We start from the raw sequence: 21,216 nt of genomic DNA, 5'->3' as shown, positions 1-21,216 counted from the left end.
GAGAACTATCCAATTCTTGACTTTCTGACCAAATGCATTTATACAAACTTTTACATATTCTTCAAACCATGATATTATTTCTCGGTTTGTCCAACCTCCTTTTTTTTCTAATTCAAGAGGCAAATCCCAATGATATATTGTAACAAAAGGTTCTATTTCATTTTCAATACAATAGTCAATAACATTATGATAAAAATCAATTCCTTTTTGATTTATGTTACCAATCCCATTTGGAATTATTCTTGGCCAAGACAATGAGAATCTAAAATTTGGAATACCTAATTTTTTGAGAATTTGAATATCTTCTTTATAATTTTCATAGAAGTTAGTAGCCGTAGATGGTGAATCATTATTTTCTATGGCATTTTTTTTTCTAGCAAATTCATCCCAAATAGAATCACCTTTCCCATCATCTTTAGTATTCCCTTCAGTTTGAGTGGCTGAAGTAGAAATGCCCCAAAGAAAATCTTCTCCAAAATCTTCTTTTTTAAAAATATGATTGTTTTCTGATAGACTCATAATGATTTAAGTAGAAAATTTATTCTTATTTTTTTTATGATCTTCTATTATCAAATCAATAATTTCTTGGGTATTGTCTTTATAATCTACTTCTATAATCGTGTCACTTTTGACCCAATTAACAATTAAATCAATGCTCTTTTTATCGAATTTTTTTATCACTTTTATTCCCATATCTTGAAGCATAGCAGCATTACATTGTTGCTCATACTGCTTTTTCATTGGTACTACTAAAAGTTTTTTCTTCAGAAATAGTGCTTCGCTCGTTGTGCCAAAACCTGCATTAGTTAATACACCAGAAGATGAAGCAATACTATTTAAAAATAATTTAGAATCAATTGGTGAAATAGAAACATTTCCAATTGTATATGATTTTTTGCTGTGTTTAGAAAAAACTTGCCACGATACTTCCGGAATATTATTTAATCTTTTTACAATTTTTACATCATCATAGGAAGGCAAATAAACGGTGTAGTGTCCAAGATCAGTTATACTTATTTCTCTAACCTCTTTTCTAATTATAGGTGTGAAAACAGTTTTGTCCAAACTCTTAAAATGAAATCCATAATTAATATGTGTTGGAGCATAATTTTGCAAAACCATTTTGCCCATCACATCATCTTTTCTTGGTTTTGGCGCTAAAGGATGAAGTGTTGCTACTTGATTGCTCAAACCAACACATGTTTTCTTCGCTTTAATAGCTGCCCAAACGGAAATAGGTTCAAAATCACTAATTATTAAATCATATTCTTTAATCTTTAATGATTTAATATCTTTTATTAACTTTCTTGATTTTAGTTTTAAAAAGGTTTTCCAATAATCTATACCACCATTTTTACCAAAAATGAATGAAAGACCACGAAATTTATATTTTACCTTAAATGGTAATTCAATATCAGATTGTATGCCGCTAACCAATATATCTAAATCTCCTTTTTGCTGAAGATGTTCTATTATCTCGATGGCTCTTGTTATATGACCATTACCGGTGCCTTGGACAGCGTATAAAATTTTCATCTTTTAAATTTTATTTCTGTTTTACCATTATTCTCCATAAATCCAACTAACATCTTATTGAAAATTTCTGAATTATTAAGCGTTGATAATTCATCCTCTTCGTCATGGTTTTCTAATCTAAAATCTTCTTCATTGTATCGAAAAAGTTTCCACTCTTTATTATGATATTCTAATGCAGTTAAATTTTCTATCCAATCACCAGAATTCATATAGACAACATTACCATTTTCTGTAGTTATATTTTTAATTTCAGGATGATGAATATGACCACAAATGACATAATCATATTGATTAGAAATAGCAATATCAGCAGCTGTTTTTTCAAAATCATTGATGAATTTAACTGCTTTTTTCACACTATTTTTTATGTTTTTGGATAATGAAATTTTTCCTCTTCCAAGTTTTACGGAAACCCAATTGCAAAAGGCATTAATAAGTATCAATAAGTCATATCCGTGAGAACCTAACTTGGCTAACCATTTAGAATGTTGCATGGTTACATCAAAAACATCACCATGAAAAATCCAAATTTTCTTTTCATCTAATTCAACGATTAGTTTATTATCTATAACGAGGGAACCCATTTTAAAGCCGGCAAATTTTCGCAATAATTCGTCATGGTTACCTGTTATATAATATACCTTAACACCTTTATTAACCCAATTCATGATTTTATGAATCACTTGCATGTGTGATTTGGGCCAATAGCGCTTACTAAATTGCCACATGTCAATAATATCACCATTAAGAACTACAACCTTTGGTTTGATGCTATTTAAATATTTCAATAGCTCTTTGCTATGACATCCATAAGTTCCAAGATGCACATCTGAAATAATTAAAAAATCAATTTTTCGCTTGTTAGGTTTGTGCTCTTTTTTTGACATGAAGTAATTTAAAACTTTCTAAAAGTTATAAGTCATTGATAAAGAAATAACCCTTCCAAATTTGTTTCTCAAAATTACATCATCAGTTTTTGAGTCATAACCGTCTTCATTCAAGGTATCACCTGTGAAAATTAGATTAGTTAAGTTAGTAAATGTGGATGATTGTGGCACATCTTCTGTATCAATGTTTTGATAAAAAATTTGATCTTGTGCTAGTATGTTCTGAATATTTAATTTTAACTCAATTTTATTTTTATATAATGATTTTGCTATTTGAACATCAAGAAACGTTCTTGCTTTTTCCCAAAGAGAAGGTTCAATTTCACTAGAACCAAAAACAATTCTGTTGCCTACCCTATTGATGTTTGTTGAAACTATCCAACCGTTATCTTTGTTCGCATATTGTAAACCAGCATTAAATACATAAGGAGATTGTCCTTGCATAGGTCTACTTTTTTCAGGATTAGCATTGTTTATATTTGACACATCCGCGTTGGACTTTATTATAGCCAAGTTTGAGAACAAGGTTAAATCATCGAGCAAAACCATGTTTTCAGCATTAAAAATAGAGCTCAAAAGAGTTCTAAACTCAATTTCTATCCCACTACTTTTGGCAGAATTAGCATTCCCATAAGTTAATGTTCTATTTAAGGATTGTTGAATAATCTCAATTGGATTTTTGAATTTTTTAAGGAAATAAGAAACCGAAAATAATTGTCCTTTACCTGGATAGAATTCATAACGTATATCATAATTTTGTACAGTAGCTCTAACCAAATCAGGATTTCCTTGGGTAAAATATCTATTCGTAAAATCATAAAACCCAAACGGTGCTAATTCTCTAAACTCGGGACGATTTAATGTTTTGGAGTAACTCAAACGCAAATTCTTCTTAGAACTAATTGAAAAAATTAAATTAGCCGAAGGTAAAAAATCTACTTGATTAGTTTTTGTACTAAGATATTCTGTTGCTGTCAATCTTGTATCAAGAGTTTGTGTAAAATCTTCCACTCTAACACCCCAAACCAATCTAAATTTTTTATATCGGTTATCTAACATCAAATAACCCGCATTCAATTTAGAACCTGCTTGATAAGCATCATTAAATTTTGACAATTCATATAATGTAAATCCATTAACCCCTGGAGAAAGTACGCCCATGTTTTCTACATTAAAAATGCTTTCATTGGGCAAGGTCAACAATGAAGTGTCGAAAATTCCATTATTAACTAATCTATTATATTGTAACTGTCGAGCAAAAAAATCTCTATTCCTAGTTTGTACAAATGCTCCAGTTTTTATTTCATTGGTAAAGTCCTCGCCAATAGTAAATTTCTTGCTTACATCGAATTTTCCACCACTAATATTTTCTTTAAGTTCTGAAAAAAATAATCCACCTCCGTAATTTATTCCGCCTGTATTTACAGCAATTATTGCATTAGGAGTTGAAGCAACTGGGTCAGTACTATCTGGGTCATTAGTAAAATATCTATTGTTTCTTAAATTGGGAATAGAACGAGTAATATCACTATAGAAAGCAGACCAACCTATTTTAATTTTTGATGAAGGCAAATAGTGTTCTCCACCAAATTGACCAGAATAAATTCGATTACTAGTAAACCATCTAATATCTTCATCAAATAAAGGTGTATCAGTAACATCTTCTTTACCTTGTCTTATTACAACTAAATCTCTAGAATTTATACTAAAAATATTTTTGAAAGTTAATGAGTTATTTTGGTTAAATTTAAATGAAAAATTTGCTATCGCACTAGTTAGCACTTGTTGTGAAAAATTTGCCCCTTTATAATTTGCTACTATAACAGATGGTGCTCCAGTTCCACTTTCATCAAATTCAGTATCAACAAACTCATTGATATTATTACTTAAGTTGTGAGTAGCCGAAAATAGAAAGCCAAAAACTTTATCCTTGATGTCATAATTTCTACCTATAGAATATTGAAAACTAGTATTGGGTTTAAAAGTTTCGTTGTTAATACTCCAATCGTATTCAAATGTTTTAGCTATTTCCGATCGTTCAGTTGGGGATAAGCTATTAAAAACACCAGTTCCTGGAATTGCAGAAGGTAAATCACGTGTTCCATCATCAAATCCCAACCAATCTGTTGGGCTGCCCTTATACGTTTTTCCTTCTTTGAAGGTAGTAACGGTGTTGTATCCAGAACCTATTGAAATACTTTGAAAATCTTTATCGGGAACTGACTTTGTATTGATTTGAACAACACCTCCAGCAAATTCTCCTGGAAGATCAGGAGTTGCAGTTTTATTGATAATAATGTTATCGAGCATGTTAGAAGGGAATATATCAAAGGAGAAAGCTTTCCTATCAGATTCGGAACTTGGAAGTGGTGAGCCATTTAATAAAGATGCATTATATCTATCGTTCAAACCTCTTATGATAACAAAACGATTGTCTTGAATGCTGGCGCCACTTATTCTTTTCAAAACATCGGAAGTATTCTTGTCTGGAGTTCGTTTAATGGTCTCCGCCGAAATACCATCTGAAACAGTTGCACTATTTTTTTGCATGGTTAACAATGACTTAACCGATTCCACTTTGGCTTTAGTGGGAGCTTTAATAACAACTTCATCCAACTGATTATTTTTTTCAAGCAAGGAAATCGTTAAATTATAAATATCATCAGCTACTACAATAACTTCAGTAATTTCTTTTTCTTGAAAGGTTAATGCAGTTACTTTAACAATATAAGTTCCGGGTGCTATATTTGAAAAGATAAAACTTCCATTAGCATCGGTAACTCTTGATTTATTCAATTCTACAATTGTAACTGTTGCTCCTGGCAAAGGCATACCAGTTTTGTCTTCAATGACTGCGCCTTTAATTCCAGATGTTTGAGAGTAGATTGAAGAAAAAGAAAATAAAATAAAAAGGATTGAAAATAAGCGTAAATTTAATTTCATGATATATCTAGTTTAAAAAAACAAAAATATAATCTGAAAAAAGGATGGTAGTTATTTAAAAATTAACTAATTGTTATACTATGAAAGTTTAAAAGTATATTTATTGTTAAGTTGGAAAAAGTTAAGTTAACACACTGTTAAGAACTTAATTTAACAATGGCTTTAAAAAACCAATAATGTCTTTTGAAAATACTTTACGGCTTTATAATCAAAACCGAAGGAACATTAGTCAACCAAGAAACCTCATCTTCAACTAATTTTTTCCAGGTTTCTAAACTAAAAATTACCAAGTCTTGTTCTAATAAAAACGGTTTGTTAATTTGATTAGGTTGGAAAACTTCAAAATTATTTGGATGTTTTTCTTCTAAGGCTACTAAAGAGTTTTGGATTGTAAAATTGTTTTTAGTATGACCATTGTTGTCCAAAATGGTTACTATGGTATTATTGTTATGTATCAATTTTTGGGCATAATCTATTAGGAACACATCACCAATACTATATAATCCCACAAAAACTTTTTGCACTTCATGTAAATCTTTATCGATAAAAATACCAAGTGGCGTTTTTGTCTTAGAAATAATTAATCGAGTTCTGTCATCAAAAGGAGAATTTTCAAACAATCCTTCTTTACCTTTAAATTTATCCAATAATCTATCCGGGTTGATAATTCTTGTCGTAAAACCAAGTACTTTTCCCAATAGAGTTCCTTCAAAAATAGATTTCCCTAAACCAACCAATACTAAATCATAGTTCCCTTGATAGGCAATGTCGGCAATATCGGTTTCCATATCATTAGTTGCTTTGAAGATAGTGGTAATAGGTTGGTCTAATTTTTTAGATTCCTTTACAATAGGTTCAAAGGTTTCCTTTTCATATTCTTCCAAATTATACGAATGCATTTCTTCACTTGCAGTTAGATGCATAGCAGTTACATTCGAAGAATCTGGTTGTTTTTTGATGAGACTATTTGCCAAACGCAAAAGCGATTTCCCCTTTTGATTGTTGCCAAACGAAATCAGAATATTGTAATCAGAACTTCTTTTAACCTCTGAGGGAATTAAGACGTCTTTGGTTTTAAAAATAAAATTGATTAAATCTAATGCCGGACCAGTCATAAAAGTTGTGACCAAAGCCATAATAACCATCATGGTAAAAACTTTTGGTGAAAGAACCCCAAGTTCGTATCCAATGTTCAACACAACCAACTCCATCAATCCACGTGTATTCATCAATGCACCAATGGTCAAACTATCGCGCCAACTTTGTCCGACAAATTTTGCCGCCAAAGCACTTCCAAAGAATTTCCCGGCTACAGCTACTAGAATAATAAATCCAGTAATTTTCCACAAATAAGGTTCGTTTATTAATCCAATTTCTGTTCGCAATCCAGTGAAAACAAAAAATAAAGGTAATAATAAAATTAAGGAAACATCTTCTACTTTTTCAATAAAAACATTTCGGAATTTTGCAATGTCTGGCATAATAACTCCTGTCATAAAAGCACCAAACAATGCATGAATACCAATGATTTCAGTCAAATAAGATGAAACAATAAGGGTAAGAAAAAATATAGCTACAACCGATTTTTTAATGTTATCTTTTTTTGCGTATAACTCACCTATTCGCTTTAAAAAAGGTTTCACCACAAAAAGCATCATTAGAACATAACCAACAGATAAGCCGATAACATACAAAGAACTCACAAAACTCCCTGCTTTTACGATGGCAATAACTGCTGCCAATAAACACCAGGCTGTAATATCATCTGCGGCAGCACATGTAATTACAATAGTTCCTAATCGGGTTTTGTGAATGCCTCGCTCTTGAACAATACGTGCAAGGACCGGAAATGCAGTGATACTCATAGCAATTCCCATAAATAAACTAAATGACAAAAATTCAACTCCACCCGGCGCAAACTGATGATAGATGTAATAAGACAATCCAATTCCTAAAGCAAACGGAATTACAATACTTGCATGACTAATTACAACTGCTTCGTTGGCTTTATTTTTTAGGACTTTCAGGTCTAATTCCATACCTATAACAAACATGAAAAGAATTAAACCGATCTGACTCAACAATTGAAGATTTCCAAGAGAAGCAAGAGGGAACAACGCCTCTTTCATATCAGGAAAGTACAATCCAAAAAGAGATGGACCAAGAACAATTCCGGCAATGATTTCACCAATAACAGAAGGTTGCCCAATTTTTCTGAAAATCCAGCCAAAAATCCGGGCGACCAAAACAATCGTAATAATTTGGAATAGCAACAAAGCTAATGGATGCTGTAAATTGTGAAATAAGGAAGAAAGGAACTGAACCCACTGACTATCGTTGGATGATGGAGAAACAATTTTTCTGCCAACTTCCAACAATTTGCCTTGTTCAACAATTCTATACATCAAATAGATGAATCCACCTGTAATGAAAATATAAAATAAAGAGTTTTTAAAATTTCTCATCCAAAAATAGCTGCTGCTTGTTCTTACAAAGATGCTAAAAACAAGCTAATTTTTTTATTTTTTTTTACGCTATTAACAATTATTTAAAATTAGTCAATTAAAGTCTCATAAATTAACGAAATCTTTATGCAAATCGGCAGCTTCTTTTATCGTTTTGATTACCTTTGCAACCCATTTTGGACATATGAAAAAGTTGTTAGGTATTGGTTTTTGGGAATTTATCGCTCGGATAATCTTAAGAAATCGCATTGCTATTATAGTTGGTATTCTTGTCGCTACAGGAATGCTCATAAAGCAATTCAAACACATTCGATTTACGCAAACAGAAGCCAATTTAATTCCTGCTGACGACAAAGTAAATGTAGATTACGACAAATTTCTACATCAATTTGGTGAGGAAGGAAATCTAATTGTCATTGCTACTAAAGACAAAAAACTATTTACCCCTAAAGTTTATGGTGAATGGCGCGATTTGATGAATACTATCAAGTCAAGTAAAGAAGTGAGTCTGGTAGTTTCCGTAGATAATCTGCAAAAGCTTACTAAAAATGACTCGCTTGAAAAATTCGAATTAAAACCATTGGTGGATGATAGCAAAATTCAGGATGAAAAGTATCTAAAACAAATTCAAAAAGAAATATTCACCACGCTGCCTTTTTATGAAGGTTTGCTGTTCAACAAAAAAACGGGTGCAATCCGCTCTGCCATATACTTAGACAAAAAAATTGTAAATACGAAAGCCCGAAAGGAATACGTTTTAAACAATTTAATTCCGGCGCTGAACAAGTTTAAAAAAACAACCGGAATCGAATTACATACTTCGGGTATGCCTTATATCCGAACACTGAATGCCAAAACCATTATCGACGAAATTGGCTTGTTTATTGGTGCCGCTTTGCTAATCACTTCGCTGATTTTCTTTTACTTTTTCCGTTCGTTCAGGGCAACAATGGCATCACTTATTGTCGTAATTATTGGTGTAGTATGGTCATTTGGGATTATTGGCGCATTGGGTTACGAAATTACAGTGTTAACTGCTTTAGTCCCAACTTTGGTTATCGTAATCGGAATCCCAAATTGTATTTTCTTTATCAATAAATACCATCAGGAATACCACAAACATTCCAATAAGGCCAAAGCGTTACAGCGTGTAATTACCAAAACAGGTACGGCAACATTGATGACTAATATTACAACGGCAGTTGGTTTTGCAACGTTTATAATAACCAATAATGTATTGTTGAGAGAATTTGGCGTAGTAACCACCATAAATATATTGGCTATCTATTTACTGAGTTTGCTGATTATTCCTGTCTTCTTTAGTTATATTCCGCCTCCAATTCAGAGACATCTCGGACATTTAGAACGCGAATCTTTAACTTCATTCTTGAGATGGATTGTAAACACTGTAAAACACAACCGAATTGGCGTATATATTACTGCTGTTTGTTTGCTTGTTTTTGGAATTATAGGTATTTACAAAATCAAGGTTTCGGGAAGCATATTGGAAGATATGCCGAAAAAGACAGTGTTTTTTGACGACATTCGTTTCTTCGAAAGGGAATTTGATGGAGTGCTGCCTTTGGAAATCATGATTGATACCAAAAGAAAAAATGGTGCAATGAAGCTTTCCAATCTGAGAAAAATGGAAGAATTGGAACATACGATTAGCGATATTCCTGAGCTTTCAAAACCATTATCTCTAGTAAATATTGCTAAAAGCTTCAATCAGGCGTATTACAATGGAAATCCGGATTTTTTCACCTTGCCAACATCTCAGGAAGAAATTTTCCTATTGCCTTATATCAAAAACTCACTTAAAAACAACAAGGACAATCAACTGAAAAGTTATATTACTACAGATGGAAGAGTAGCGAGAATGACAACATTTATCAGAGATGAAAATGGGGAACGAATGGAAGCTATTGAAGCACATATTAGAAATAAAGTGAATAAATTATTCCCTTCACCAATATATGAAGTTATCATAACGGGGAAAGCATCGGTATTCCAAAAAGGAACTAACTATTTATTGGACAATTTACTGTCGTCTTTATTGTTTGCCTTTTTCCTAACCGGAGCTTTGGTTGCTATTATGTTCCGATCGTTCAAGATGGTTTTGGTTTCGATAATTCCAAATCTACTGCCTTTATTAATGACCGCTGGATTGATGGGCTTTTTGGGAATTCCGTTAAAACCTTCAACTTTATTAGTTTTCGGAATTGCTTTCGGAATGTCTGTCGATGATACCTTACGCTTTTTGGCACAATACCGACTAGAATTATCGCGTAACGATTGGAAAATAAAAAAATCCGTTTTTGCAACTTTTGACGATGCCGGAATCAGCATGTTCTACACTTCAATTATTTTGTTCTTCGGTTTCTCGGTATTCATGTTATCAAGTTTTGGCGGAACAGTTGCACTTGGAGGATTAGTTGCGCTAACCTTATTTTTCGGAATGTTGTCTAATTTGGTTTTACTACCATCATTAGTTCTAACCTTGAATAAAACTTTGGCGAATCAACAAGATCTTCCTGAGCCTACAATCGATATTTTGGAACTCACCGATGAAGAGATTGATGCGCTGGAAAAAAACAATAAATAATTTATATTTGCGTTTAGATTATAAAATCTACTATTTAAAATTTAATATCTGATATTTAAATGAAACATACAAAAGTTAAAAGCTTACTAAACAGTGAAACAACGATTTCGGAAGTAAATGCAAAAGGTTGGGTAAGAACTTTTAGAAATAATCAGTTTATAGCACTGAACGATGGTTCAACTATTAATAATATTCAGTGTGTTGTTGATTTTGAAAACACACCTGAAGAAACATTGAAAAGAATCACAACTGGAGCCGCTATTTCAGTAATTGGAGCTTTGGTAGAAAGCAAAGGTGCTGGACAGAAATACGAAATCCAAGTTTCTAAATTAGAAATTTTAGGAGATTCTGATGCAGAGAAATTCCCGATGCAACCAAAGAAACATTCAATGGAATTCTTGCGCGAAAATGCACACTTAAGAGTTCGTACTAATGCTTTCGGTGCAATTATGAGAGTACGTTCAGTTTTGGCTCATGCCATTCATACGTATTTTCAAGAAAAAGGATTTGTATATGTAAATACTCCTGTAATTACTGGTGCTGATGCTGAAGGTGCCGGAGAAATGTTCCAAGTTACCTCATTACCATTGAATAATTTACCAAAAAACGAAGAAGGAAAAATCGATTACAAAAAAGATTTCTTTGGAAAACATACAAACTTAACCGTTTCAGGTCAGTTGGAAGGTGAAACATTCGCCATGGCATTGGGTCAAATTTATACTTTCGGACCTACTTTCCGTGCAGAAAATTCAAATACATCTCGTCACTTGGCAGAATTCTGGATGATTGAACCAGAAGTAGCTTTCAATGATTTGAATGACAATATGGATTTGGCAGAAGATTTTATCCAATACGTAATTAAATATACGATGGATAAATGTCAGGACGATTTGAAGTTTTTAGAGAGTCGTTTAGCGGAAGAAGAAAAACAAAAACCACAAGTAGAAAGAAGCGAAATGTCTTTGTTAGAAAAACTAAACTTCGTTTTGTCAAACAAGTTCAAACGTGTTTCATACACTGAAGCTATTGATATTTTAAGGGATTCTACTCCGAATAAAAAGAAGAAATTTAGTTACATCATAAACGAATGGGGCGCCGACTTACAATCAGAACACGAAAGGTATTTAGTTGAAAAACATTTTAAATGTCCGGTAATTTTATTTGATTATCCTGCAAATATTAAAGCGTTTTATATGCGTTTGAACGACAATACCGAACCCGGTAAAGAAACCGTTCGCGCCATGGACATCCTTTTCCCCGGAATTGGAGAAATCGTTGGAGGTTCACAAAGAGAAGAACGTTACGATGTTCTGGTTGAAAAAATGAAAGCCTTAGGAATTGACGAAGAAGAGCTTTGGTGGTATTTAGATACCCGAAGATTTGGTTCGGCTGTGCATTCAGGTTTCGGATTAGGATTTGAAAGATTGGTATTATTTGTAACCGGTATGACCAACATCCGCGATGTAATTCCGTTTCCAAGAACACCACAAAATGCAGAATTTTAAAAAAGTGGATTTGGTTATTTGTGGATTTGGTTATTTATATTTTTACATAACCGAGTAACCAAATAACCGCATAACCAAATGAACATATGCTTAAGCAGTTTCTAAATCTAAAATTATCACAAAAACTATCTCCTCAACAAATACAGTTGATGAAGTTGATACAATTGCCTACACAAGCATTTGAGCAACGACTAAAAGAAGAAATGGTTGAAAATCCGGCTTTGGAAAGCGGTAAAGAAGAAGATGATGAATTGTATGAGAAAGATGAGTTTGACAACAATGACGAATATGATGATTATGAAGGCAGCGAAAACATCGAAACTGACGAAATCAATATTGACGAATATTTAAGCAATGATGAAACTCCTGACTATAAACTTCAGGCCAATAATTATAGCGATGATGATGATGACCGTGAAATGCCATTTGCAGCACCGACAAGTTTTCACCAGGATTTAATCAATCAGTTAAATACTTTTATCTTAACGGATGAACAACGAGATATAGCTGAATTTTTAGTAGGAAGTATTGATGATGATGGTTATTTGCGTCGAAGCGTTTCTGATATTGTTGACGATATGGCGTTTACACAAGGTATTTATACGGATGAAAAAACCGTTGAAAAAATTCTGCACATTATTCATGATTTAGAACCTTGTGGTGTTGGCGCCAGAGATTTACACGAATGTTTATTGTTGCAACTCCGACACAAAACACCAACAGAATACGTTGATTTAGCCATTAATATTATCCAGAATAATTTTGAAGCGTTTACCAAAAAGCATTACGAAAAACTCCAATCAACTTACGAAATTTCAAAAGAGCAACTGAAAAAAGCGATTGAAGAAATTGAAAAATTGAATCCCAAACCAGGTGGTGCATTTGACAGCAGCAATCGCACGGTAGAGCAAATTGTTCCCGATTTTGCAATTCGAATTGTTGATGGAGAATTAGAACTTACGTTAAACGGCAGGAATGCGCCAACTTTGCATATTTCCAAAGATTATAAGGAAATGCTGCAAACCTATAAAGTTTCTAAAGACAAATCGCATTCTCAAAAAGATGCCGTGCAGTTTATTAAGCAAAAATTAGATTCTGCAAAATGGTTTATCGATGCTATTCGACAACGTCAGGAAACACTTTTTGTTACGATGAATGCCATTATGCATTTCCAGCAGGAATATTTCCTTGATGGCGAAGAAACAAAATTAAAACCAATGATTTTGAAAGACATTGCAGATATGGTTGGCCTTGATATTTCAACCGTTTCTCGTGTGGCCAATAGTAAATATGTAGATACGCCTTATGGCACAAAACTGATAAAAGAATACTTTTCAGAATCCATGAAAAACGATCAGGGAGAAGATGTTTCTACCTTGGAAATCAAAAATATTCTGAAAAACATTATAGAAGAAGAGGACAAAAACAAGCCTTTACCTGATGATCAACTGGCCGAAATTCTAAAAGAAAAAGGCTATCCAATTGCACGAAGAACTATCGCTAAATACAGAGACTTACTTGATATTCCTGTAGCGAGAATGAGAAAAAAGATATAAAAAATTCACCTTGAAAAAAATCCTTCCTTTTTTTTCGTATGTCTTTCATCCTATTTTCATTCCGCTTTTAGGAACTGTTTTTTACGTTTTGCTTGAAGAAAAATATTTAACTTTACCTCAATATTTGATTCTTTTTTTGCAAATAATCATAATAACTTTCCTTTTGCCAATTGCGTTTTTTTATCTACTTAGAACTTTCGGGAAAATAGAAAATGTTATGCTTTCGGATATATCGCAACGTAAAATTCCGTTATTATTGCAGATTATGCTTTTTGCTGTTTTGATAGAAAAAAGCATAACAATTGATCGTTTCCCAAGCTTGTATTTCTTTTTTGTTGGAGGATTGCTGAGTACTATTTTTGCATTTTTGTTATTTTATGTCAAATTCAAAGCAAGTATTCACATGATTGGGATTAGTTCGCTAACCGTTTTTATTATTGGTTTGAGCATTCATAACCAAATTAACACCATCAATACGGTTACTTTTTTTGTATTGATGAATGGTCTTGTTGCTTCTTCACGATTAGTTATGAAAGCACATTTAAATAAAGAATTGTTAGTTGGATTTTTGTGTGGTTTAATTCCTCAAAGTCTTCTACTCTATTTTTGGCTATAGAATATAGAACATCAAACCAAAATTGGTTGTGTTCATAGAAATGGATTGATTTTCAATTTTAGCAGAAGATTTAAATATGGGATTTAATCCATAATAGGCATAAAAATTCCAAGTATTCCAGCCAAAAGAAAGATAAAAACCATATTGAAATTGATTCAAATCCGAATTGTTAGATAGGGTAACTGTTCCGTTAGACGAAACCGATTTGTATTGGTCATAAAAAAGATAACTCAATTTTACTCCCGAATGAACACGCCAAAAAACATGACTTTCTGGAGTTGAGTTTCGCCATCTAAATTCTATTGGCAAATCTATATAGTGTAGGGATAATTTGTTTTTAGTAAATGAAATGCCCGAATCCAAAACCTGATAGGTATATGTTCCATTTGTTTCAGAAATCCCTAAATTTTGATTGTAAATTGCCAACGAATAGCCCAACCCTGCAGCTACAGAAAGAGTTCTTTTTTTATTTATTGGCATATCTCTCAAAAAACCAAATGCAATTCCAGGAGAAAGTTTATTTTGAGCAATCCCATCTATTCGCTTTTGAAGAGCGTTGTAGGTGATGTTTACATAAAATTGGTCTTCTCGATATAAAGAATCAATAGCATCAAAATCAATCTCATCTTTAACCACTTTCTTGATCTCAATTTCTTGAGCAAAAATACTAAGCGTAGTAAAAAATGTTATTATGAGAAGACTGTTTCGCATACCACTATTTTAGGGAAGTAATTTGCAGAGAGGATGGGATTCGAACCCACGATACAGTTACCCATATACAAACTTTCCAGGCTTGCTCCTTCAACCACTCGGACACCTCTCTATTGATATGCAAATAACAATATTTTTTTTCAGTAAAAAAAGTTAGAACGCATTTTGTTTACTGCATTTCTCCACGAAGCGATGTTTCAAAAATAGTTTTGAAAACCGCCGGCGCTACATTTTGTCCTAGCATATACATTAGTTTTGTAATGGCGGCTTCTGTTGTAATATCTTTTCCTGAAATTACACCAATTTTTTTTAATTGTGAACTAGTTTCGTATTGTCCCATATTGACACTTCCACCCGAACATTGAGTTACATTAATAATGTGAAGCCCATTTTTAATGGCTTTTTTCAAAGCTTCTATAAACCATTCTTCTGTTGGCGCATTTCCTGATCCATATGTTTCGAGTATTATTCCTTTTAAATTTGGAATAGCAAAAATGGCTGTTAAAACAGATTCATTAATGCCTGGAAACATTTTTACAATGACCACATTTCTGTCTAACTTTTTATGAACTTCTAATTTTTTGGTGGTTTGTTTTGGAAAAGCCAAATTTGTATTCACATTCAAATGAACACCTGATTCGGCTAATTGCTGATAATTAGGCGACGCAAAAGCATTGAAATGCTCTGCATTAATTTTTGTTGTTCTGTTACCGCGGTATAACTTGTATTCAAAATACAAACAAACTTCGTGTATTACTGATTTACCTTTTTGTTGCAAAGATGCTATTTGTATTGCCGTAATCAGGTTTTCTTTGGCGTCAGTTCTCAAGTCGCCAATAGGCAATTGCGAACCTGTAAACACAACCGGTTTGTTCAAATTTTCCAACATAAAACTCAATGCTGAAGCAGAATACGACATCGTATCTGAGCCATGAAGCACAACAAATCCATCAAAGTTGGTGTAATTTTTTTCTATAATTTCTGCAATTTCAATCCATTTTTCAGGATCAATATTGGAGGAATCAATAGGCTTTTTAAAGGAAACTGTTTCAATATTACAATCCAAATGCTTGAGTTCTGGAATTTTTTGCAAAAGCTTTTTAAAGTTGAATGCTTTCAAAACCCCAGTTTCAAAATCTTTAATCATACCAATAGTTCCACCAGTATAAATTAATAGTATGTTGGGTTTAGTTTGCATCCAAATATTTTGATTTATTGACTACTGGATTTGCATACATCGCTAAAAAGCTATCTACCATTTGCGGATTGTTTTCATCGATTCGCATTTCCAATCGTCTTTCAAACAATGACTTTTCGTTTTCAGTGTAGAAATGGCTATATGTAGTGGATTTGTTTAATAAATCGTATGCAATATAGTTGGTCGGCCAAAGTTTGTAGCTCTGCAAAATAGAATCATCTATTGTCTGAGCCAAAGCCTGAACTTGCTTATTTGTATTGTCAAAATCTTTAGCGATTTTATCTAATTCTTTATTCAAAATATCGCCAACATGAATGTGAATGCGTTTCTTTTGACCAATAATTCCGCTAAGCAAGGTAACGAAATCTTCGTTTTTTTCTTTAATGTAAATTTCATCATTGGCTTCAGCAATTAACTGAGGCATTTTTAAAGCATCCGTCGGATCGTATTCATACGAAATAGAAACCGGAACAATTTTTATTTTCTTGAAATAATCCATTAAATTGGATTCGTCTGAACCCATCGCCAACATCTTTAATACGCCAGAATGTGTAGCATCATTGCCGTCTTTGGTTCTTCCTTCGCGTTGAGCAATCCAAACCGAACGATTTTCACGGAGTAATAATTGACCAATATATTCCGACATTAATTTAGAACTTTCTAATAATTCTCTTGGAGGCAACCCACGTTGTACTAAAAAGTTTCTGTTAAGTTTAGACAGCGTCTTTAAAAAGGATTTTTTTACCAAATTATCGCCAATAGCTGATGCAGTCATTACTAATCCGTGGTCAAATAGCGCCACATTGAGCAAAGACGTATCTAAAATAATATCTCTATGATTTGAAATAAAAAGATAGGAAGTGTTAGGTTCAAGTTTTTCAAAGCCCGAAGTGGTTAATCCTTCAGAGCTTTTTGCTAAAACATTTTGTACCGATTTATAAATAAAATTACATTGAAAATCTCGGATAGAATGAGTTCTTTTGAGTTGGTCTTTCCAAACTTCCTCGTCTACATCGGGAAATGTAAACCCCATTAACGCCTTCATCATTGGATGATTTACAGACGAGTGAATGGCTTCATTAACTTCGGTGTCATAAAACGGTCGAATGGAATCAAATCTTTGCATGTTAGCTTACAATTTAGCAGAACAAATGAACAAAAAAAAAGTCACTTTTTGGTATATTTTGGGTTAAATGCCAAAAACTTGTTTAGAATTTTCAGTAGTTATTCGAGCGATTTCTTCTATTGATAATTCATATATTGATGCTAATTTTTCAGCTACCAATTTGGTATAACTGCTTTCGTTTCGTTTGCCACGAAACGGAACCGGCGCTAAATAAGGCGAGTCAGTTTCAAGAACAATATGTTCCAAATCGATTTCGTTTAAAAACTGATCAATTTTTCCGTTTTTGAAAGTGGCAACACCACCAATTCCCAATTTCATATTCAAATCGATTGCTCTTTTGGCCTGTTCAAAATCACCGGTAAAACAATGAAAAATTCCAAATAAGTCGGTTGCCTTTTCGCTATCTAAAATCTCAAAAACTTCATCAAAAGCATCACGACAATGAATATTTATGGCCAATTTATATTTCTTTGCCAATTGAATTTGGTGTTGAAAAGCTTCTTGTTGAATTTTCAATGTAGTTTTGTCCCAATACATATCTACTCCAATTTCGCCAATGGCGTAAAATTTCTTTTTCTTCAATTCGTTTTCTACGTGAGACAATTCTACTTTATAAGTTTCGGGTTTTACATAACACGGATGCAAACCCATCATCAAGAAAATATTATTTGGAAACTGCGCTTCTAAATCATACATTCTTTGAGTATAATCGGAATCAATCGACGGCACAAAAAAACGGGAAACTCCTGCATCAATGGCTCGTTGAATCATTTCTGTTCTGTCGTTTTCAAATTCTTCAGAATAAAGATGTGTGTGTGTATCGGTTAAAATCATTTTTAAAAGTTGCTAAGTTTCTGAGTTGCTAAGTTTATTAAAAAAATCCGTTCGGCAATGCCTCAGTTCAAAGTTTACTATCGTTTTTTGATTTACATTTGACATCATTTTGCATTTATGAAACATCTTCAGGACTTACTCAAAAAAGAGAAATACAAAAAAATAAATTTTAAAGTTTCAAAAACCCAGCATTTGTTAGTTAAAGCTACTATCAACGGAATTTCGGGGAATTTTATTTTAGATACTGGTGCTTCCAATAGTTGTGTTGGTTTTGAAAGTATTGTCCTTTTTAATCTCAAAGCCGGAAAATCAAAAAACAAAGCATCGGGTGCTGGAGCAGCCGGAATGTTTACTCAACTGGCAAAAAACAATACGCTACAAATAGGCCGATGGAAAACAGATGATTTTCATTTGGTTAATTTTGATTTGTCTCATGTAAATGAGGCGTTGCAACAATACAAGGCAAAACCTGTTCATGGCATTATTGGTGCCGATATTTTATTGGAAGGAAAAGCGATTATTGATTATTATAATCATTGTTTATATTTGAAGTAGCATGTTTTTTCAAGGAATATATTGCGATAACAGTGCTGAGCAACATCAAAAAACTACCGAAAATAAAAGGAGCTCCTGCAAATTGAAACGGTGCATCTTTATGGGTAAAAAAGTAAAAAGTATTCGTCATCATTGGCGGTCCAATAATAGCTGAAGCACTCATCAAACTGGCTAAAGTTCCTTGTATTTCACCTTGTTCATTTGCCGGAACTTTTGCAGAAATAGTAGCCTGCAAAGCCGGGCCTGCAATTCCTCCTAAACAATACGGAATTAAAAACACAAACATCATCCAGCTTTGGGTTGCAAATGCAAAGAGCAACATTCCAACTGTGTAAAGTGACAAACCAATGTAAATACTTTTTTGATTCCCCAGTCGTGGACTAGTCCAACGAATCAAACCGCCTTGCACAAGACCTACCAAAAGTCCTACTACACCAAGGGAAATTCCGACCATTTTTTCATCCCATTTGAAACGATACATCGTGAAAAAACTCCAATTACTATGAACAGCATGCGAACCAACATATAAAAGAAAAATGGCTAAAATCAAACCAACTAAAGAAGGATATTTTTTTAATCTCAGAAAAGCGGTTATTGGATTAGCTCGTTTCCATTCGAATGCTCTTCGATTTTCTTTGGATAACGATTCTGGTAAAATAAAATAACCATAAAGAAAGTTCAGCATACACAAAATAGCGGCAGCATAAAACGGAACTCTCGATCCAAATTGCCCAAGTAAACCTCCAATCACAGGACCGATAATAAAACCTAACCCAAAGGCTGCACCAATCATTCCAAAATTTTTGGCTCTGTTTTCGGGTGTGCTAACGTCCGCAATGTAGGCAGAAGCTGTTGTGATACTAGCACCTGTTAAACCTGCAATAATTCTTCCTATAAATAACCAAATGATGGTTGGTGAAAAAGCCAGTAATAGATAATCCAATGAAAAGGCAAAAAGTGAAATCAGGATAATTGGTCGTCGTCCATACTTATCGCTCAAATTTCCAATTAATGGTGCGCAAACAAATTGTGTAATGGCATACGCAAAAGTCAACCATCCCCCATATTTTGAAGCTTCGCTAATATCACCATTAATAAGTTCAGCAATCAGTTTTGGAATTACCGGAATGATAATTCCCCAACCCGTAATATCAATCAGCATGGTGATAAAAATAAATCCTATCGCGGCTTGTTTTTGATTTTTTTTCATTTATGCTGAATTTATTTCAGTATCTCTAATAGTTTTTAGCTTCGCTCTATTCGGCATTTGCCTTGGGTGGGCGTGTCCCTTTGGGCCGTGCTTTCCGCAGTACTCGGTACTTGCTTCAATCACTCATGCGGTATGCAAATAAACGAAAAATCCCGCTTCAAAAACGAAACGGGATTCAAATATATAGGCGCCTCATCCGAGGCGGAAGAAATCCTTAAAGCTCTAACGCTTTTTTAGGATTGTTATCCATCAATTTTTCTACTGGATTTTCTAAAGCTTCTTTTACTGCCACTAAGAATCCAACCGACTCACGACCGTCGATGATTCTGTGGTCATAAGAAAGTGCTACAAACATTACAGGCGCGATAACGATTTGGCCATTTTTTACAATAGCTCTTTCTACTACATTGTGCATTCCTAAGATTCCTGATTGTGGCGGATTGATGATTGGTGTACTCAACATACTTCCGAAAACGCCTCCGTTTGAAATAGTGAATGTTCCTCCAGTCATTTCATCAACGGTAATTTGTCCGTCACGGGCACGAATTGCTAATCGTTTGATTTCCGCTTCTACTCCTTTGAAAGTTAAATTTTCAGCTGCGCGAACTACAGGTACCATCAATCCTTTTGGTCCAGAAACCGCTACTGAAATATCGCAAAAGTCATACGATATTTTTTCTTGACCATCTATCATGGAATTCACATCAGGAAATAATTTTAAAGCGCGGGTTACGGCTTTGGTAAAAAAGGACATAAAGCCCAATCCTAAACCGTGTTTGGTTTTAAATTCTTCTTTGTATTGTTCCCGCAAAGCATAAATAGCCGTCATATCAACTTCATTGAAGGTAGTCAACATAGCGGTTTCATTTTTAGCAGACACTAATCTTTCGGCTACTTTACGACGCAACATGGATAGTTTTGTTCTTTGCGAACTTCGGCCTCCTGCAGTAGGAGTTCCCATTGAAGGGACGGCATTTATTGCATCTTCTTTAGTAATTCTTCCGTCTCTCCCACTTCCTAAAACATCTGATGATTGAATATTTTTTTCGTCAAGTATTTTTTTGGCTGCTGGTGATGGTGTATTGGTAGCGTAAGTTGTTGTTGCAACTGGAGTTGTCTTTACTTCTGTCTTTGCAGCTTCTACTTTAACTTCAGCAGCAGGCACTGAAGAATTACCTGCTGGTTTTGCTGCGCTTGTATCGATTAAACATACAACAGCACCAACCGCAACGGCATCGCCTTCTTCTGCTTTTAGTGTGATAATTCCACTGGCTTCTGCAGGTAATTCCAAAGTGGCTTTATCCGAATCAACCTCAGCAATAGCTTGGTCTTTTTCTACATAATCGCCGTCTTTTACTAACCAAGTAGCAATTTCTACTTCCTTTATTGATTCTCCCGGTGATGGGACTTTCATTTCTAAAATCATGTCCTTTTAGTTTATTGTTTATAGTTTGTTGTTTATAGTTTCC

The 21,216-nt window shown here is 33.6% G+C and carries 16 protein-coding genes and 1 tRNA gene; 5 read left to right on the top strand and 12 right to left on the bottom strand.

Translation table 11 applies throughout. The features are described 5' to 3' along the window. From ACOYLP_RS01860 to ACOYLP_RS01840, 5 genes are all read right to left on the bottom strand, one after another. Window positions 1–519, bottom strand: a 519-nt coding sequence (locus ACOYLP_RS01860; protein WP_422854475.1) for a glycoside hydrolase family 1 protein, incomplete at its 3' end; no start/stop codon positions are given. Between the two features lie 6 nt (window positions 520–525). Then, complete coding sequence (locus tag ACOYLP_RS01855; protein WP_422854474.1) at window positions 526–1,536, bottom strand: glycosyltransferase family protein; 1,011 nt, start codon at window positions 1,534–1,536, stop codon at window positions 526–528. Then, on the bottom strand, window positions 1,533–2,423 hold the full coding sequence (locus tag ACOYLP_RS01850; protein WP_422854473.1) for a UDP-2,3-diacylglucosamine diphosphatase: 891 nt from the start codon (window positions 2,421–2,423) through the stop codon (window positions 1,533–1,535). Before ACOYLP_RS01850 ends, ACOYLP_RS01855 begins: the two co-directional genes overlap by 4 nt. Window positions 2,424–2,441: 18 nt before the next feature. Then, complete coding sequence (locus ACOYLP_RS01845) at window positions 2,442–5,366, bottom strand: TonB-dependent receptor domain-containing protein (RefSeq protein WP_422854472.1); 2,925 nt, start codon at window positions 5,364–5,366, stop codon at window positions 2,442–2,444. Window positions 5,367–5,560: 194 nt separating this feature from the next. Beyond that, window positions 5,561–7,831: a cation:proton antiporter gene (locus tag ACOYLP_RS01840; protein ID WP_422854471.1), complete on the bottom strand. Its 2,271-nt coding sequence runs from the start codon at window positions 7,829–7,831 to the stop codon at window positions 5,561–5,563. A 184-nt stretch (window positions 7,832–8,015) separates the two neighbouring features. Here ACOYLP_RS01840 and ACOYLP_RS01835 point away from each other — a divergent pair, with 184 nt between their 5' ends. The 4 genes from ACOYLP_RS01835 (at window position 8,016) to ACOYLP_RS01820 (ending at window position 14,113) form a co-directional block, all read left to right on the top strand. Then, window positions 8,016–10,436 (top strand): efflux RND transporter permease subunit, encoded by a 2,421-nt coding sequence (locus ACOYLP_RS01835; RefSeq protein ID WP_422854470.1) that lies wholly within the window; start codon window positions 8,016–8,018, stop codon window positions 10,434–10,436. A 59-nt stretch (window positions 10,437–10,495) separates the two neighbouring features. Then, on the top strand, window positions 10,496–11,941 hold the full coding sequence (asnS, locus tag ACOYLP_RS01830) for an asparagine--tRNA ligase (RefSeq protein WP_422854469.1): 1,446 nt from the start codon (window positions 10,496–10,498) through the stop codon (window positions 11,939–11,941). An 86-nt stretch (window positions 11,942–12,027) separates the two neighbouring features. Beyond that, the gene (rpoN, locus tag ACOYLP_RS01825; protein WP_422854468.1) at window positions 12,028–13,497 is read left to right on the top strand and encodes an RNA polymerase factor sigma-54; all 1,470 of its coding nucleotides are present in this window, start codon (window positions 12,028–12,030) and stop codon (window positions 13,495–13,497) included. A gap of 10 nt (window positions 13,498–13,507) precedes the next feature. Beyond that, window positions 13,508–14,113: a hypothetical protein gene (locus tag ACOYLP_RS01820; RefSeq protein WP_422854467.1), complete on the top strand. Its 606-nt coding sequence runs from the start codon at window positions 13,508–13,510 to the stop codon at window positions 14,111–14,113. On the opposite strand, the gene ACOYLP_RS01815 is transcribed toward ACOYLP_RS01820, so the two are convergent. From ACOYLP_RS01815 to ACOYLP_RS01795, 5 genes are all read right to left on the bottom strand, one after another. Continuing rightward, window positions 14,108–14,824, bottom strand: coding sequence for a porin family protein (locus ACOYLP_RS01815; protein WP_422854466.1), 717 nt, complete (start codon window positions 14,822–14,824; stop codon window positions 14,108–14,110). The genes ACOYLP_RS01820 and ACOYLP_RS01815 overlap by 6 nt on opposite strands. 25 nt (window positions 14,825–14,849) lie before the next feature. After that, window positions 14,850–14,936, bottom strand: a tRNA-Ser gene (locus ACOYLP_RS01810). 57 nt (window positions 14,937–14,993) lie between these two features. Continuing rightward, window positions 14,994–16,022, bottom strand: coding sequence for an asparaginase (locus ACOYLP_RS01805; RefSeq protein ID WP_422854465.1), 1,029 nt, complete (start codon window positions 16,020–16,022; stop codon window positions 14,994–14,996). Further along, complete coding sequence (locus ACOYLP_RS01800; protein WP_422854464.1) at window positions 16,012–17,148, bottom strand: 1-acyl-sn-glycerol-3-phosphate acyltransferase; 1,137 nt, start codon at window positions 17,146–17,148, stop codon at window positions 16,012–16,014. Before ACOYLP_RS01800 ends, ACOYLP_RS01805 begins: the two co-directional genes overlap by 11 nt. 63 nt (window positions 17,149–17,211) lie before the next feature. Continuing rightward, window positions 17,212–17,982 (bottom strand): TatD family hydrolase, encoded by a 771-nt coding sequence (locus ACOYLP_RS01795; protein ID WP_422854463.1) that lies wholly within the window; start codon window positions 17,980–17,982, stop codon window positions 17,212–17,214. A 117-nt stretch (window positions 17,983–18,099) separates the two neighbouring features. Between ACOYLP_RS01795 and ACOYLP_RS01790 the strand changes: the two genes are divergently transcribed. After that, window positions 18,100–18,537, top strand: coding sequence for a retropepsin-like aspartic protease (locus tag ACOYLP_RS01790; protein WP_422854462.1), 438 nt, complete (start codon window positions 18,100–18,102; stop codon window positions 18,535–18,537). Here ACOYLP_RS01790 and ACOYLP_RS01785 read toward each other — a convergent pair. Further along, window positions 18,500–19,747: a TCR/Tet family MFS transporter gene (locus tag ACOYLP_RS01785; RefSeq protein WP_422854461.1), complete on the bottom strand. Its 1,248-nt coding sequence runs from the start codon at window positions 19,745–19,747 to the stop codon at window positions 18,500–18,502. The genes ACOYLP_RS01790 and ACOYLP_RS01785 overlap by 38 nt on opposite strands. A gap of 214 nt (window positions 19,748–19,961) precedes the next feature. Then, the gene (gene odhB, locus ACOYLP_RS01780) at window positions 19,962–21,173 is read right to left on the bottom strand and encodes a 2-oxoglutarate dehydrogenase complex dihydrolipoyllysine-residue succinyltransferase (RefSeq protein ID WP_422854460.1); all 1,212 of its coding nucleotides are present in this window, start codon (window positions 21,171–21,173) and stop codon (window positions 19,962–19,964) included. Between the last annotated feature and the right edge of the window lie 43 nt (window positions 21,174–21,216).

It is taken from the genome of Flavobacterium sp., assembly GCF_049318325.1.
Taxonomy (GTDB): Bacteria; Bacteroidota; Bacteroidia; order Flavobacteriales; family Flavobacteriaceae; genus Flavobacterium.
Note: the sequence above shows the minus strand (reverse complement) of the source record. Positions and strands in the feature narration are given on the sequence as shown.

Coding starts and splice junctions, on each gene's coding strand:
- ACOYLP_RS01855 (WP_422854474.1), bottom strand. CDS start 1,536: ATGAAAATTTTATACGCTGTCCAAGGCACCGGTAATGGTCATATAACA.
- ACOYLP_RS01850 (WP_422854473.1), bottom strand. CDS start 2,423: ATGTCAAAAAAAGAGCACAAACCTAACAAGCGAAAAATTGATTTTTTA.
- ACOYLP_RS01845 (WP_422854472.1), bottom strand. CDS start 5,366: ATGAAATTAAATTTACGCTTATTTTCAATCCTTTTTATTTTATTTTCT.
- ACOYLP_RS01840 (WP_422854471.1), bottom strand. CDS start 7,831: ATGAGAAATTTTAAAAACTCTTTATTTTATATTTTCATTACAGGTGGA.
- ACOYLP_RS01835 (WP_422854470.1), top strand. CDS start 8,016: ATGAAAAAGTTGTTAGGTATTGGTTTTTGGGAATTTATCGCTCGGATA.
- asnS (WP_422854469.1), top strand. CDS start 10,496: ATGAAACATACAAAAGTTAAAAGCTTACTAAACAGTGAAACAACGATT.
- rpoN (WP_422854468.1), top strand. CDS start 12,028: ATGCTTAAGCAGTTTCTAAATCTAAAATTATCACAAAAACTATCTCCT.
- ACOYLP_RS01815 (WP_422854466.1), bottom strand. CDS start 14,824: ATGCGAAACAGTCTTCTCATAATAACATTTTTTACTACGCTTAGTATT.
- ACOYLP_RS01805 (WP_422854465.1), bottom strand. CDS start 16,022: ATGCAAACTAAACCCAACATACTATTAATTTATACTGGTGGAACTATT.
- ACOYLP_RS01800 (WP_422854464.1), bottom strand. CDS start 17,148: ATGCAAAGATTTGATTCCATTCGACCGTTTTATGACACCGAAGTTAAT.
- ACOYLP_RS01795 (WP_422854463.1), bottom strand. CDS start 17,982: ATGATTTTAACCGATACACACACACATCTTTATTCTGAAGAATTTGAA.
- ACOYLP_RS01790 (WP_422854462.1), top strand. CDS start 18,100: ATGAAACATCTTCAGGACTTACTCAAAAAAGAGAAATACAAAAAAATA.
- ACOYLP_RS01785 (WP_422854461.1), bottom strand. CDS start 19,747: ATGAAAAAAAATCAAAAACAAGCCGCGATAGGATTTATTTTTATCACC.
- odhB (WP_422854460.1), bottom strand. CDS start 21,173: ATGATTTTAGAAATGAAAGTCCCATCACCGGGAGAATCAATAAAGGAA.